This window comes from Hydrogenophaga sp. FW305-3-2-15-A-LB1 (genome assembly GCF_058787875.1).
Window position 1 is genome coordinate 15,790 of sequence record NZ_JBYTAE010000034.1, and the last position, 13,569, is coordinate 29,358.

General features: G+C 60.0%; 13 protein-coding genes. 8 read left to right on the plus strand and 5 right to left on the minus strand.

What is annotated here, in order from left to right:
* Genes AC3WPZ_RS12350 through AC3WPZ_RS12365 form a run of 4 tightly spaced genes read left to right on the plus strand, consistent with a single transcriptional unit; the run spans position 1 to position 2,723 of the window.
* On the plus strand, positions 1-459 hold the full coding sequence (locus AC3WPZ_RS12350) for a DUF7665 family protein (RefSeq protein WP_492439820.1): 459 nt from the start codon (positions 1-3) through the stop codon (positions 457-459).
* Positions 416-931, plus strand: coding sequence for a Mov34/MPN/PAD-1 family protein (locus AC3WPZ_RS12355; RefSeq protein WP_492439822.1), 516 nt, complete (start codon positions 416-418; stop codon positions 929-931). Before AC3WPZ_RS12350 ends, AC3WPZ_RS12355 begins: the two co-directional genes overlap by 44 nt.
* Positions 928-2,325: a ubiquitin-activating E1 family protein gene (locus AC3WPZ_RS12360; RefSeq protein WP_492439824.1), complete on the plus strand. Its 1,398-nt coding sequence runs from the start codon at positions 928-930 to the stop codon at positions 2,323-2,325. Before AC3WPZ_RS12355 ends, AC3WPZ_RS12360 begins: the two co-directional genes overlap by 4 nt.
* A complete protein-coding gene (locus tag AC3WPZ_RS12365) occupies positions 2,322-2,723 on the plus strand; it encodes a hypothetical protein (protein WP_492439826.1) in 402 nt (133 codons plus the stop codon). The genes AC3WPZ_RS12360 and AC3WPZ_RS12365 overlap by 4 nt, the downstream gene beginning before the upstream one ends.
* 10 nt (positions 2,724-2,733) lie before the next feature.
* Here the strand turns inward: AC3WPZ_RS12365 and AC3WPZ_RS12370 are convergent, their stop codons facing one another.
* Together AC3WPZ_RS12370 and AC3WPZ_RS12375 are read right to left on the minus strand one after the other, a co-directional pair.
* Positions 2,734-3,381, minus strand: coding sequence for a hypothetical protein (locus AC3WPZ_RS12370; protein ID WP_492439828.1), 648 nt, complete (start codon positions 3,379-3,381; stop codon positions 2,734-2,736).
* A 369-nt stretch (positions 3,382-3,750) separates the two neighbouring features.
* The gene (locus AC3WPZ_RS12375) at positions 3,751-5,499 is read right to left on the minus strand and encodes an AAA family ATPase (protein ID WP_492439830.1); all 1,749 of its coding nucleotides are present in this window, start codon (positions 5,497-5,499) and stop codon (positions 3,751-3,753) included.
* A gap of 288 nt (positions 5,500-5,787) precedes the next feature.
* On the opposite strand from AC3WPZ_RS12375, the gene AC3WPZ_RS12380 reads away from it, so the two are divergent.
* The 3 genes from AC3WPZ_RS12380 to AC3WPZ_RS12390 all read left to right on the plus strand — a co-directional run bounded on the left by AC3WPZ_RS12380 (position 5,788) and on the right by AC3WPZ_RS12390 (position 8,891).
* The gene (locus AC3WPZ_RS12380; protein WP_492439832.1) at positions 5,788-7,524 is read left to right on the plus strand and encodes a TnsD family Tn7-like transposition protein; all 1,737 of its coding nucleotides are present in this window, start codon (positions 5,788-5,790) and stop codon (positions 7,522-7,524) included.
* A 64-nt stretch (positions 7,525-7,588) separates the two neighbouring features.
* A complete protein-coding gene (locus tag AC3WPZ_RS12385; protein WP_492439834.1) occupies positions 7,589-7,939 on the plus strand; it encodes a hypothetical protein in 351 nt (116 codons plus the stop codon).
* Between the two features lie 13 nt (positions 7,940-7,952).
* The gene (locus AC3WPZ_RS12390; protein ID WP_492439882.1) at positions 7,953-8,891 is read left to right on the plus strand and encodes a TniQ family protein; all 939 of its coding nucleotides are present in this window, start codon (positions 7,953-7,955) and stop codon (positions 8,889-8,891) included.
* Between the two features lie 39 nt (positions 8,892-8,930).
* On the opposite strand, the gene AC3WPZ_RS12395 is transcribed toward AC3WPZ_RS12390, so the two are convergent.
* From AC3WPZ_RS12395 to AC3WPZ_RS12405, 3 genes are read right to left on the minus strand one after another with little or no spacing between them, the layout of a single operon-like run.
* Positions 8,931-10,199 (minus strand): ATP-binding protein, encoded by a 1,269-nt coding sequence (locus AC3WPZ_RS12395; RefSeq protein ID WP_492439835.1) that lies wholly within the window; start codon positions 10,197-10,199, stop codon positions 8,931-8,933.
* Positions 10,200-10,203: 4 nt separating this feature from the next.
* Complete coding sequence (locus AC3WPZ_RS12400; RefSeq protein WP_492439836.1) at positions 10,204-12,456, minus strand: TnsB C-terminal domain-containing protein; 2,253 nt, start codon at positions 12,454-12,456, stop codon at positions 10,204-10,206.
* Positions 12,447-13,106 (minus strand): TnsA endonuclease N-terminal domain-containing protein, encoded by a 660-nt coding sequence (locus AC3WPZ_RS12405; RefSeq protein ID WP_492439884.1) that lies wholly within the window; start codon positions 13,104-13,106, stop codon positions 12,447-12,449. Before AC3WPZ_RS12405 ends, AC3WPZ_RS12400 begins: the two co-directional genes overlap by 10 nt.
* On the opposite strand from AC3WPZ_RS12405, the gene AC3WPZ_RS12410 reads away from it, so the two are divergent.
* Positions 13,005-13,559 (plus strand): hypothetical protein, encoded by a 555-nt coding sequence (locus AC3WPZ_RS12410; RefSeq protein WP_492439886.1) that lies wholly within the window; start codon positions 13,005-13,007, stop codon positions 13,557-13,559. The genes AC3WPZ_RS12405 and AC3WPZ_RS12410 overlap by 102 nt on opposite strands.
* The last annotated feature ends 10 nt before the right edge of the window (positions 13,560-13,569 follow it).

Here is a 13,569-nt window from a genome sequence, read left to right on the forward strand (position 1 = left end):
ATGGCACCGGACGAGCAATCGCTGCGTGCCGACCTCGCGTCGGCGCGCTTTCTCTCGGGAGAGGACCGCAATCGTTGGCAGTTCAAGAAGCTGGAATGGCCTTTCGCCTACATCGACGTCATCGCCCGCGACCGGCGTGAGTACACGCTGCGCCTGAACTGCAGCGGTTTTCCGAACATGCCGCCCACGGGCACGTTCTGGGACCTGTCGACGAACAGCAAGCTGACCTTCGACAAGTGGCCCCAGGGCGGCGAGCGCCTGCAGCTGGCCTTCAAGCCTGGTTGGAAGAACGGCGACGCGCTCTACATCCCCTGCGACCGCGAAAGCATCGTCGGCCACGACTGCTGGTTCGCCCAGTACCCGCAGCTCATCTGGAAGCCCGCCAAGGGCATCACCCACTACCTGGAGGTCGTCCATGAACTTCTTCAAAGTCGCGACTACGCCTGCGCCCCTGCTTGAGGTGCCGGCCGCGCTCTGGGCGGAGTTGATGGCCCACCTGCGCGAGCAAGGTGCCGGCGTTCGCGAAAGCGGCGCCTTTCTCCTCGGGCGCAAGACCGATGCCGGACGCATGGTCCAGCGCTTCGTTCCCTACGAGCAGCTGCAGCCCGACGCCTTCAGCAACGACTACGTGTCCTTGAAGTCCGACAGCTTCGCCAAGCTCTGGGAAGTCTGCCGCGCCACCGACATGACGGTCGTGGCCGACGTCCACACGCACCCCTTCGGCCCCGGCCAGAGCCGTTCGGATCGCACCAACCCCATGGTCGCGCTGAAGGACCACATCGCCCTCATCGTGCCCAGGTTCGCTAAGGGTAACCCGCGCCCGCCTGACCTCGGGCTCTATGTCTACCAAGGCAACCACCAGTGGGCGGCGTATTCGGGTTCCGATGTCGGCCGCCTCCTGCGACTTACCGATGCTGGAGTTTTTCAATGACCGAGCTCGACGCTGATTCCATGCACCGGCTGGCCAAGATGGCCCTGGATGCCGGTGAAGTGGCCTCGCCCGAGGAGGCAGTGGTCCTGTTCTCGCGCTACCGGCTCCGCATCCATCTCGGCCGCGGCTGGGCCGACACGCTGGCCGGGCAGGCCAGCTTTCTGACCGCGCTGAACACGGCCGTGCGCGCCTTCCTCGGCGGCGTCGAGGTCTACGGCGACCTGAGCCATGCCCTCGACGTCCCGCTGTACCAAGCTCGCAGCGCCCGGCAAGTCGCCGAGGAGCTTGGTGCGCGGGTGGCCATCAACGCGACCACCGAGCTGCCGACGCTCGTGCTCGGTGCCGCCCCCGACGTCCCTCCGCCTGCCTTCTGCATCCAGCTTGGCTGGGACCACTGGCGCTTCCAGATTGCACGCGTCGGCGCCGACAGCGCGCTGACCTGCGTCGATGACAACCCACTTGCAGGCATTGGCGCCGCCGCGCTGGGCGTCAACGAAGCCTTCATGCACGTCCGCGGAGACCTGGCCGAGGCTGGTCATCGCGCCGTCGGCATGTCCCTCTGGAACCCGCTGGCCGTCGCCGACTGGCGCGACGATGCGTACAAAGGACCCGCGCTCGCCTACCTGCCGAAGTCCTTGTGGCTCGTCGGTTTGGGCCACCTCGGTCAGGCCTATGCTTGGACGCTGGGCATGCTGCCCTACCCGGTCAACAGCCGACCGAACCTGGTGCTTCAGGACTTCGACAAGGCAGCTAAGTCCAACCTCAGCACTTGCTTGCTGCTGTGGGCGGCTGACCTGCTCAAGCCGAAGGTCAGGGCCGTCGCGAGACGCCTCGAGGCCGCCGGCTTCACCACCGCGCTGGTCGAACGCCGGTTCGGTCCTGAACACCGAGTGATGGTCGACGAGCCGACTACAGCCATCTTCGGCGTGGACAACGTCACCGCCCGTCGCGACCTCGACACGGCTGGGTTTGCGATGGTCGTCGAGACCGGGCTGGGTAGCGGATATCGCGACTTTCGCAACATCCGCCTGCACACGTTCCCAGGGCCGCGTCTGCCGTCCCAAATTTGGACGGCCGAGTCCACCGCGCAAGCCGCCACCGAGCTGAACGACGCCTACAAGAAGCTGGCCGAGGAGCGCAGAGACATCTGCGGGATGACGCTGCTGGCCTCCCGCGCCGTGGCCACGCCGTTCGTTGGTGCGCTGGCGGCGGTGCTGGCCCTGGCCGAGGTGATGCGCCCGCTACACGGTGGCTTGGTCTACGCCGCACTGGACGTGCAGATGAAAAGCCTGCGCCATCGCACCGGCGCACCGCCCGCCGGACACCCGGGCCTCCAGACGGCCTTCGTCCAGGCAGAGAAGCGGCAGGTCAATTCGACGCGGGAGGCGACATGAGCAGGCGCCGTTACAGCCGCCGGGGACGCGGCGGCCTTTCCTCAGCGGTTGACGACACCGCGCATATCGCCGCGTCGTTCGGCCCCGTCGGTGCCCTATGCACAGGCGTGATTGGTTTCGGAGTCTTCTACACCGTGTTGCCGCTTTGCATGATTGCCTGGATCGAAGAGCGCAAGGCCAGCCTCAAGGGGCCGGCCGCGACGGCCTTCGCGAACTTGCTGGATCAGGTTCTGTGGCACCGCTTCGTATCACCTTGCCAATGGATCGGCATCGCCATCCTGCTAGTGTGCTCGGCCCTCGTCGTCTGGAAGCTCCTCGACCATGCCGAGCTCAATAATGAAGACGTGACCCTCCTGAGCTACATCTCCAAGGTTATCAGCCGGCTGACTTTGCACTGAGCCGTCCCCTTCAGAGCTTGTCGACCACTTCAACTGACGCGACAAACTCATCGGCGTTGGCCACCTGCCCTGCCGCTGCGAACAGCTGTCGAGCGTCCTCGTCCCATTGGTGGTGCATTTGCTTCTCCAGCTTGTATTCGTCGAAGCGGCGGTAGACGAAAGGCAGAATTTCTTGATGCCAAATCAACTGCGGAACCGATGGATGGCTTCTCGCCAGTCCTGAGTTGTGCCGATTGCCGAAACACACGATACGGATGACCAAGGTTTCGTCTTGCCACACGCCATGACCGTAGAGGGCCCTGGCAATCTCCTTGACTTGGTCGGCTGGTCGAAATCCACCGGCGCAGAGCACCTTCTGCATGTTCTGGCGCTCTGGGTCCGTCCACGGCCCGTTCAAGCCGCACTGCCCCGTTTTCACTTCAGAAAGCACCACCATCGGTCTGCGACGTTCAGCCATGAACAGCGGATGGTCGGGCATGGGCCGCTGTCGGTTCTCCGCGCGAAACGGGAACCTCACCCCCAGCACATCAACGTCCGTCTGCTGCGGATAGGCGCCGTCGTCGCGAGGTCCCTCGGGATGCACTATGAAGTTCGGGATGGTGAGAAAGCCGTTGAGCCGCAAGAACCAGAAGGCGAGGCGTTCGGAAGGGATGCGCATGAGCCACATCATCCATGCCGTTGTTCCGGCGTGTCAACAGCCCTCGTACGCCGCGTTCTCCGGCGAGCATCCCTTGCGTGACAACGAGCGGACCAGCTTGGCGTCAGCGATTCGAGCCAGCCAGCCTGGCCGCCTCGATCGGAATGCACCACAGGACTGTCGCCACTGGCAGCGATCACTCAAAAAGTCCAACCGCCTCCACGCGCGCCGGACAGCCGCTTCTTTCGGCGAAGCTGCCGGACAGGCCGCACCAGGTTGGGTGACCGCTTCTGGAATCAGCGGCCACTTAGATTTCCACCGAGGAACGACCGAGATCAGTCTGAAGCAGTCAAGTGCATTCGCTAACGGGTCGAGTCCGTTTCACTCGAATCAGTGAAGCCGTTCCGGGCGCCGATTTTCATCGGCCCACTCGCTCAGGAACCGAAAGATCAATCTCCGCAACCCGCGCGCGTTCAGCCTGGCTTCCTCGTACACCCATCTGGGTGCGAGCGGCAGAACACCAAGCGGCATACGCCATTCCCTGGCAATGTCGTCTGTGATGCCCTGAATCAGAGCCACCGTGTCCTCGGGCCGAGGCTCTGGCATGTAGAGGACGGTGAACCGCGACAACAGGGGCGCTGGCAGTGTTTTCAGGCTGTTGGCCGTTGCCCAGAAGGACAGGCGACTGAAGTCGCAGGTGGTCTGCAGAAAGGTGTCGTACCACCGGGACGCCGTCTCCGGCTCCAGCATGTCTAGCAACACCGAGGTCGCAGGTCTGCTGGATAGATCATTGCTACCTACCTTGTCGATTTCGTCCAGGAGGACCATCCCACTGGCGGTGCGCTGTTGCAGCATGTGCCGCAGCAAGGGCGTTGGCTCACCGCCGGCCCAGCCTCGCGTAGTGCCGGTTAGCAGCCTGCTGTCGGTGTGCCCACCCAGAGCCAGAGGCAGGTAGGCCAGCTTCAGGTGTTCGGCCAGACGCCGCACGAAACGGGTCTTTCCCGCGCCAGGATGCCCAACGATCACGACGGGCGAAAGGCACAGCTCACGCACGCCAAAGAGGGAGCGCGCACGCATCATGCAGCCGAGCTCATCGACGACGGTGGTCGCCCAGGGAAACTCCCGCGACAAGGCCATTAGCACCAACTCGACTTCGCTGGGCGCGGGCATGACTGCAATCGGCTGGGGCACCAGCAGCGGGGAGAAGATGCGCAAGGTCTGCGCATCTTCGCGATTGGCGGACGGGGGGATCGGGCCATGGACCACTTGCAACGTCCCCGCGGCGGCAGAGGCGGGAGCCACTATCTGAGCCTCGTTAGAGGTGCTGAGCGGCGAGTCGGGTGCAAGTGCATCGACGAACGCGCGACCGCTGACGTGCAGAGCCACCAGGCGTTGAAGGCTCCCATCCCAGAAACACTCGTGGTCTTCTGCCTCGGGCAGCGCCTCAAGACGTTTGGCCACCACCGTCCAAAGGCCTTGGCCAACCCCGAGGAAGTATTCCTTGCGGCTCTCGGCCTGGCGCGAGGCTTGGTGCTGCGATTCCAGCACCGAGAGCAATGCAATAGCGCGAAGGGTTGCTAAGCAATCCCTGGCAGGCCATGTCTGAAGGAATGCATCCCGATGCGCGTTCAGGGCAGAGTCGATGCAACAGAGCAATGCGGCGGCGGCCTTGACAGGCAACTCCAGAGACCGATCGGACTCTTCCACCTTGGGATCGGCACGGATGAGCCTGATGAACGAGGCGCCCCCTAAAAGAGGAGGACGGGCTTTCCAAACACCACGTGGAAGAGCAAGGCCCGCATGGGTAATCTCGGCCATTGCCCTTGCTTCATGGAGCGTGGCGCAGTCGACAGAATGAGACACCTTTGTCAGCCACTCAAGTCGGAAGGCCTCGGCGCTCTCGTCGTCTAGGAGTAAATCGCCAAGCGTGTCCAGCACCTCTACGGCAAGGTCGGCACGCTCCTGTGTGAAGTCAGGCGCATCCAACGCGCGCCTCACTAGGCGGTGGAATGCTTGAAAGGTCTTTGGTGTGTCGTCTACGCGCGCCGCAATGCGCAGCAGGGGGTGCGAGAAATCGTTCGCGCCGAAGGATTTTGAGAGAAAGTCGCCGCCAGTGCGGCCATTGTTTGCAGCAACCATGATCACCTCCAATGGATGGTCTAACGGTTGCGGTGCAAGTTCGACGTGATGCCGAACGGTCGGAGAGCAACCTCCGATAAGTGGAAGACATTTCCCACCATGTCAGGCTACCCTTGTCATGACGTCGACGCAAGAAGTACTCGGTCACCAGCCGACGAACGAGAAGTTTGCGACTGCGGAAACGAGAAACCCCCCCCCATATGCGAGTGCGCAAAACCCATGGATCGACGAGCGCTTGAGGCGATCGGCGAAAAACCCCTCCGACAGTAATCGACACCGTGTGCTGCTGTGGAATTGCTTCCCGTTGATTCCTCACTTCTTCCCTGGCTACCGGGCGAGACCTTGTTCAGCCTTTGCAGTCGTCACCATCGGCTCTGGGGATACAGCACGTCCGCACAGTCGACGCAACTGCTGTTCGGCTCTGCGCGACGAGGAGTTCAGCACGATCTACCAAGCGCGCTTGATCAATTTTCAGCGCGCACGGTGGGAAGGTTCGGCACTGCTGCCGAGATCGCGAAAGACCGTACGGTGCTTCGCTTCTACAGACCGTTTCTTGAAGCCACCCTTGTGACTGATTCTGTGGCCACGATGTGCGGCAGTTCTGTGGCGCATTTGAAATTCCGCCTGGGACTGCTGACCAGCCGATTCCGTGCCAACCATCCGCTCAAGATTTGCTCAAGCTGCATGCGGCGCGACGTGGAGCTGCATGGCTGGGCGTATTGGCATCTTGCTCATCAGTTCCCTGGTGTCTGGATGTGCCCAGAACATCGGGAGCCCTTGCAGGAGGCGACGCTGAAGTCCACCGGGGTGGAACGCTTCCAATGGCATCTGCCGTCGGTAGCCTCGTTGCGTACACCCTTCAATTTTTACTCCAAAGATCTCGAACCAGGCGCTTTCAAACTAGCCACCCTCGTCCTGGCCTTGGTTGCCTCGCGTGAAGAAGATGGCTGGTTGAACCCACTGCGCATTCAGGCTGCGGTGCGCATCCGAATGAAGGAAATGGGGTGGTTGTTGCCTTCCGGGCGGAACCGTTTGGATCAGGCCGCGGAATCCTTCCTGAACCACGCGCAGCCACTTCAGAATATCCCGGAGTTGGGCTCTCTACCCATCGATCGCGAGGCGGCCAGAAATCAGCTCGGCCGCTTGCTGCGACCTATGCGCACTGGCACGCACCCACTACGATGGTTGATCGTTTTGGCATGGCTCTTTGACGATGTTGAGGACTTCATCGAAACCATGGCTGCGGCGGAAGTTGATCATTGCGTGCCCCAGTCTGAAGTGCCAGTGGTTCTTCCTGCGGTCCACTCAAGTGGAGTGCGCCCTCAAGTGCTCGTTCGCATGCGCGAAGGCGCGTCCGCTTCCGCGGTGGCGCGGGAGTACGGCTTGGACGTGGTGACGGTCACGGCCTGGGCCGCTTCGGAAGGAGTTTCTGCGCGGCGCCGACCTAAGAAGTTGACGCCGTCGACGCTGACGAAACTTCACCAGCAGCTACGTGAGGGTGGTGAAAAAGACAGCCTCGCGCGACAGCACAACGTGTCAATTGAGACCATCACCCGCCTCCTCCGGACCGAAGTGGGATTGCATGCGCAGTGGGCAAAGGCGCGCCAAGACCGTGCTCGGCAAATTGCGCGGGGCAATTGGCTGTCCGTGATGAGCCAGGGTGAGAGGCTCGGCGTGAAATGGATGCGCTCAATGCAACCTGCTGCCTACGCATGGCTGTATCGAAACGACATGGCCTGGTTGCAGGCGAATCGTCCAAGTACCCATGTCGAACGCTCTTCTGGGGGAGGTGATTCGGTGCGCTGGGATGAGCGCGATGCGCAGTTGAGCGTGCGGATTCAGCAGACGGCCTTGGTGCTGAGTCAAAACGGCTCGGCGAAGCTGCGGCTTTGGCAGCTCTATCAGGCGTTGCCCGAACTCAAGACCAAGCTCGGGCAACTCGATCGGCTGCCACTTACGCGCAAAGCCTTGGATGCCATCCTGGCGCGCCGTTCCCGTGAGGTTCGATCGCCAGGACTGTTCTGACTTTTCTCAATCTAGATTCAGCGCGACCTTGACATGCGTATATGCATTGAATTAACCTAAATGCATGATTGAAGAGGCGCTGAAGGCCCGGGTGGTAAAAGCCCGCGATGTGTGTCGCCTGCACGGCATTTCACAGGCTCAGATCGCGGCAGCTGTTGGCTCGAGCCAATCCCAGGTCAGCCGCATCCTCGGCGGCCATGGGTTTCGTCGTTCAAGGTTGTTGGAGGAGGTGTGCCTGTACGTTGAGCGGTACGACGTCGGCGTCACCGCCGATGCCGTTCGAGGTAACGAAGAGCTCATTGAGGCCATGCGTGCTGCATGGGATGGATCTGCGGGGCATGCCAAAGCCCTGTCGGGGGTCATAAGGTCGCTAGCGACGCTACGGCCGCCTCACTTAGGACGTGACCGCAGCTGAAGGGATGGTCCGAATGGTCGTTACTCCCTCTGTACTGCCCGATGAGTATGCGAGAGGCTATCGCGGTCGTGTCTTACGGATGAATGGTTGGCGCGACGATCGACTGGGTGAGTCGTCCATGATGGAGCAGTTCATGGGCAAGAGGGTCAGACACCGAGACATGCCCATGGGGCAACTTCTGGCGCTTATGGTCCAAGTTGAGCTCGAAAGCTTTATACGAAGTCACTCGATGTACCCGCTACTACGGGCCGTTGTCGTTGACGTAGGCGGGGGACTGCTGGGCGAGGGAAGTCGCCGAGAACACGCCTTGAGGCAGCTATTTTGGATGCCGAGGTCTCGCGCATACTTCTGTCGCGCCTGTATAGAGGAAGACTTGGGCTTCCACGGAGTCTCGTATTGGCGAAGAGAGCATCAAATTTCTGGGCAATACCAATGCAGAAAGCATGGGATGCCATTGAGATCGGTCGAACCGCGCCGACACCATGCATTTCATCAGTCGCCAGCATGGATTCTGTCGGAATCCGATCCTTCCCCGCCGGAGCTGCTTTCTGGGCAGATATCCTCGCCAGCTGTTGATCGGTATCTTGAAATCTGCTCCCATCTCTTACTCGGAGCGAAGGTGTTGAGCAGCGAGGCGGTATCACACGTCTTGGTGAGGAGGGCAAATCAACTCGGCATGGAGGTAGATGAAAGATGTGTCTTCCGAAGCCTGCTGTGGAGTCCTGAAGTTCAGGGGTGTTTCGACGAGCGATGGTTGAAGTCCGCTTTTCGCTTCAATGTTTCTGGACTTTTGCGCAACAAGAACGCAGGCGTATGGAACTCCACTTTTGTGAGCGCGCTCATCTTCGGTGCGCTCTACCAATCAGCGGATGAAGCCATCAACGCAATGACGTGCGCGTCACATGCCGGAAATCGAGCCGCTAGTCAGACGTCGCAGTCCTCGCCTTCTTGAGCTTCAAAGCAGGCGCAGACGGCTGCACAGCGCGCCTGATCAAGTTCGAGCGACGTTGTCCCAGAAGTCTCTCCAGAAATCGTTCTCTGGTCGCATGAGGTCGCTGTACTGAGCCATCTTTTTCTCGCTCTTTTCTCGGATGGCCGCGATGGCCGGCGCCAGTGGTGCAAGCCACGTGGACGCGGCGAGGATGAAGTCCTCGATTTGAAGCGCATCATCATTGCGCTCGAAGGCCACGCGATGGCCTGCGACCCATAGGGCGATGATGACACGCTGTATCCCTCCGGTCAGATCAATCAGCAGTTTGGCCAGGTTGTCGTCTGGTGGTAGCTGGTGACGAACGTATTGATATCTCGCCAGCCGGGGGAAGAACAGGTTGCGAAACTCAGGAGAACGCCAGTCTTCGAAAGGTGCGAGCCTGTGGTAGCCGGCCGTTACCACGCGCTCCAGCGTGCTCAGTCGTTTGGAAAGAGCGCCAATGCCATCTGGCGTTCCGGAGAACAACAGGGGGGTGCCTCTGTTGAACATGGAGAGAAGCCAGCGTAGCGCTTGGTCTTCCACGATGCTCAATTCGGATGCGCGCGATGTCCCCCCTCGGCTCAATCGTTGCTTAAGGCTGCTGATCTTGAACAAGTTCTGCACTTCATCGAGGTGCAGCACACCTAGAAAATGTGCCGTTGCTACTTGGCGCCATTCTTCCAGTGCGCGCATGCCATCCGCAATACGTTCCTTCGACCGCCAAGAAGAAAAGCGCTGCGAGCCACAAGCCTCGTCCCAAGCCTCCATCAACACGATGGCCAGATCTTTGGCCTTGCCCGAAGGGGGGATTTCGACGGAGAGCCAAACGACTTGTTGGAGCCCTCCGATAAGTCCAGGGAAGGTGTCGTGATGAATGACCTGCTGCGGAAACGCGTGAACGCAGCGCGCGCAAGCTTGTGTCTTTCCCACGCCAGGCAGGCCATCAACAACCGCAGCCATGGATTGAGGTAGGAGATTTCCTGTTGGTCTTTCTTCACCGCTGACCGCACGCCAGGTCGACGATTTCCGAGGGTCTCGATACCGATACCCTTGCCTGACCATGAGGTCTGTGGTTTGTCTCAAACGCACCCCGGCCATAGGCGGTATGTATATATCTCGGACGTCCATCAGCCAGTGAAGTCGAACATGAACGGGAATGCCACCCATGTCTCTGGGCTGTTCTGGCAAGTAGAGCAGTGATTTCAACGCCTCCTCAGTCGAGGGAATCTCGCCCAGGCCGTCGACAAGAGTGTTCCCGGCGTAGCGACTCTGATCAATCGTGGTAGCCATCTGTTCATTCCCCTCCGGCATCTGCAGCGCGAAGCAGGGTGCCCAGCATGGCCTCGTATGCCGACATATCCGTGTTGTTGGCAACGGCATGTGCCATCTCCGATTCAGGCTGCAGGCCGGCGTGGATAGCGCCGTTTTCCATGGCGCGTGCCTCAGTCATGGTGGGGCTCTCGCCGGATCCTTTTGACAGTGCCTGAGCCGTTTTCTGTGTGGCACGCTGTATCAGCTCGGAACGGCTTCTCAGGAAGTCCATCTTGAGCATCTTCCTCATATGATCCACCTCAGGCTGGCGCATGGTGGCATGCGCAAGCGTGTCAAGATATTCTTCTTGGGTGGCCTCTGGAGAGATTTTTGATTCGTCTCGCAGAGAAAGGGACATCAGGCCAGCACGCCCGGGCGCAGGTGTCCAGATTCTTGACATCGAGCCACCGTAGTGGTGGACGGGAACGTCCCAGCCACCAAAGTTCCTTGCGATGGCGGTCCACTGCTCTTCATTGACTTCCTTTGATGAGAAGTCACATTGCATGAAACGTATGGCGTCTCTGCGAACCCGAGCTGATCCCGTTGGAAGCAGGTGCGTGATGAGGTCGGCTTCTTCGATGTGCTGGCGAAAGCCAATGCCCATTTGGTGTCCAAACGACCATAGGCCAGCTGGGCTTGGGAATACCCCTGCAGCTTCCATATGGCCATCTACCCGATGTCGACGTTGGGCCGTCAGGTTGTATTCTGCGAAGAGTTCGTGAAGAAATTGAACATACTCACGGGTCGTCAACACGCAGTCATTCGGATTCACGCGTCGCAGTTCCAACTCTTTGCGCCGGTAGTCCATCGCTCCTGGGATGAAAAAGAACTGCTCGTCCTTCTCGATCCTGTGGAGCACCTCGGCAAGACCCTTGAGATCGCCTCGGTAGGGCGGTGTGTAGCTCGTCAATGGAAGAAACTTCATGGCCGTTTCACGGTGTCCGCTAGATAGGTACTCTCCACGGTCACACAGCAGGCAGTAGCACATCGTCGGTCGCGGGTTCAACGGCAACATGGGTTCGTATCCCCAGAGGTCACCTATCAACGCTGGATCTGCGGTGGCATTGAACAAGCTCAGTTTGGCTGTGGCCCAACTCGGGCCAGTCAGACAAACGTGGAAGCCGACGACTGCTGTGGACCAGACATCGACGATCACATACACGATGGGGCGTCCAACCACCCAGGAGCGATCGATGGATGATCGAAGGTAAATATCGCCAACGGTACTGTCGATGGCCCACGTATGCCCTGGTCCTGAAACACCCTGCCAGTTCCTCGCCACCAAGCCACGGCGTGCGCTTTTGAAGTGATGTTTTGTGGTCCTCTCCAAGAGAAGGTGGAGCCTGGATTTCTCCACCGTGAGGACGCGCCGAATCTGCGCGTCGTTGGGGTAGGTGCCGATTGCGGGCTTGATCAGTGTGATGCGGCCGTTCTCTTCAATGGCCTGGCCAATGAAAGCGCTCTTGACAATGATTGCGCATCGCTTGCTCCAAGATGGTTTGGGCTCGGCGATCAATTTGTCGGCTGCTCGGACCGCAGCGGCCCACTCGGTGGACATGCCAGGCTGACGAGCATCAATATGAACGCCGTAGACCCGTGCAATGTTCTGCTCGAGGGTTTTTCTGCCGGCTTTTTTTCGACCACCCGGATCAACAGGGCGGGCCTTGCCTTTTGCGCCGCATTTTTCATGCATGGTTTTGAGGCTGGTGGCTGTGATGCCGAACTTGCACAGCAATGACCAAAGCCGGTAGACATAGGCCCTGCTACAGCCCGTTCGCTTGGTTGCCTCGTCCACAAGTCCCCCCAGGCTCCTGTGCACGATGATGCTCTCATGCAGGTTCGGCAGGTCGAGAAATCCCCCCATCACCTCAATCCGCCTCACATACTGGTCTTCGCCGGTTTGCGAGTGGGGGCGAACATAGGCGCTGGATTGCCTTTCGATCTGAATGGGGACTAGAGCCTTCTCATCTTCTAGCTCCCGCAGATCCTCTCGGATCATCCAGACCAGCTTTCCGATCAAGGGGGGGCGTGGCGTCTTGCGTGGTCTCCTGACGAACTCCTGCTGAGGCCGACCACCTTGTCCTTTTTTCGCTGGCTCTTCTGATTGAATGAGCACGGTGATGGTCTCGCCTGAGACAGGATCACCGAAAATGACTCGATAGATACCAGGTGCGTGAGGTGTCGTGGGGCGTGGTTGCGCCAGCAGCCGGAAGGTGGAGTTTGGAACTAGATCCATGCCGACCTCCTTGACGCTACCGGGTTTTGCTGCCAGAACGCATCCTCGCTGATGTGCTTGAGTGGCACGTGTGGTCGCCATCCTCTTCGTAGATCGATTGGCAGCTTGCCGGACCACACTGCCTGCCAGAGTGTGGTTTGTGCGTGCTCCTTGGAGCCCACTCTCAGCTGGATGGCATGGATCACGTCGGTGACCGAGGCCCACGACGATTGTCGAGCTACGGATGCGGCTATCTGAACGTGATGACTGGGGGCGGGCTCATTGAGCGCCCAGCACCCCGTGCGAGCCAGCATTTGACCGGCCGCTTCGTCGTATAGCTCGGGTGTGATCAGCAACCAGGGAATCCCCCGCGCAACCCAATACTCCCGTTCGATGCGAAGCAAGTCGCGTTTTCGGCGCGTGAGGCTTTCCCACTCTGGCTTGCAAGCGATGGCCAAGAACTGCAGCGCTTCTGCCGAGGACCTCGTGACCACCAGAAAGTCGGTGGACATGGTCCAAAGCACCTTGTCCGGTACGAGCCCGTTCTTGCTCTTCCCCCTGCATATCGGATGGCGCAGGCCAAGTTGTTGGGCGACCGCGGCGGTGCCAGGGAAATGCGTCAGATCGGGCCGAGAAAAGAAGGCGCATTGTGGGTGTACGGCATCTTCCACGTCCAAACGGTGTTGCTCGAGAACGTCCTCCAGGCCAGGGAGCATCGTAATGAAGAGTTGGATCCTGAACTCGCCATCCGAAAGCAAATGACGCAGTCGATCTCGGTACCGGAAGAGGTGACTTCTGCCTTCGCTCGCGGGATCACCTCGGGTGACCTGATGCCATGGTGCAAACTCCTCATGGGTACCTTGACCGCGTCCCTGTCGAGTGAAGCGGTCAAGCACGGTGGGGGTGAAGCGTTTTTGAGTGCGCACGAATCCTCCTTGCGCCCATCGGAAGAGATAGGCAACAAAAAAAGTGAACAGAGGATTGACGCTTCCGGAATCGGAAACGTAGACTGTGCCCGTCAACTAGCAAGTCTGGGCAATCCTCAGGTGATCGGCTGGCCGTGGTGGAACGCGGTTGGCCGTTTCATCTTCTGCGTTTACATGGAATCTCCTTTCGTTGCGTAATGGGGGAGTT

Excerpts from the sequence above, each read along its gene's own strand:
- AC3WPZ_RS12350 (WP_492439820.1), top strand. The coding sequence starts at position 1 with ATGGCACCGGACGAGCAATCGCTGCGTGCCGACCTCGCGTCGGCGCGC.
- AC3WPZ_RS12355 (WP_492439822.1), top strand. The coding sequence starts at position 416 with ATGAACTTCTTCAAAGTCGCGACTACGCCTGCGCCCCTGCTTGAGGTG.
- AC3WPZ_RS12360 (WP_492439824.1), top strand. The coding sequence starts at position 928 with ATGACCGAGCTCGACGCTGATTCCATGCACCGGCTGGCCAAGATGGCC.
- AC3WPZ_RS12365 (WP_492439826.1), top strand. The coding sequence starts at position 2,322 with ATGAGCAGGCGCCGTTACAGCCGCCGGGGACGCGGCGGCCTTTCCTCA.
- AC3WPZ_RS12370 (WP_492439828.1), bottom strand. The coding sequence starts at position 3,381 with ATGCGCATCCCTTCCGAACGCCTCGCCTTCTGGTTCTTGCGGCTCAAC.
- AC3WPZ_RS12375 (WP_492439830.1), bottom strand. The coding sequence starts at position 5,499 with ATGGTTGCTGCAAACAATGGCCGCACTGGCGGCGACTTTCTCTCAAAA.
- AC3WPZ_RS12385 (WP_492439834.1), top strand. The coding sequence starts at position 7,589 with ATGATTGAAGAGGCGCTGAAGGCCCGGGTGGTAAAAGCCCGCGATGTG.
- AC3WPZ_RS12390 (WP_492439882.1), top strand. The coding sequence starts at position 7,953 with ATGGTCGTTACTCCCTCTGTACTGCCCGATGAGTATGCGAGAGGCTAT.
- AC3WPZ_RS12395 (WP_492439835.1), bottom strand. The coding sequence starts at position 10,199 with ATGGCTACCACGATTGATCAGAGTCGCTACGCCGGGAACACTCTTGTC.
- AC3WPZ_RS12400 (WP_492439836.1), bottom strand. The coding sequence starts at position 12,456 with ATGGATCTAGTTCCAAACTCCACCTTCCGGCTGCTGGCGCAACCACGC.
- AC3WPZ_RS12410 (WP_492439886.1), top strand. The coding sequence starts at position 13,005 with ATGGCGCAGGCCAAGTTGTTGGGCGACCGCGGCGGTGCCAGGGAAATG.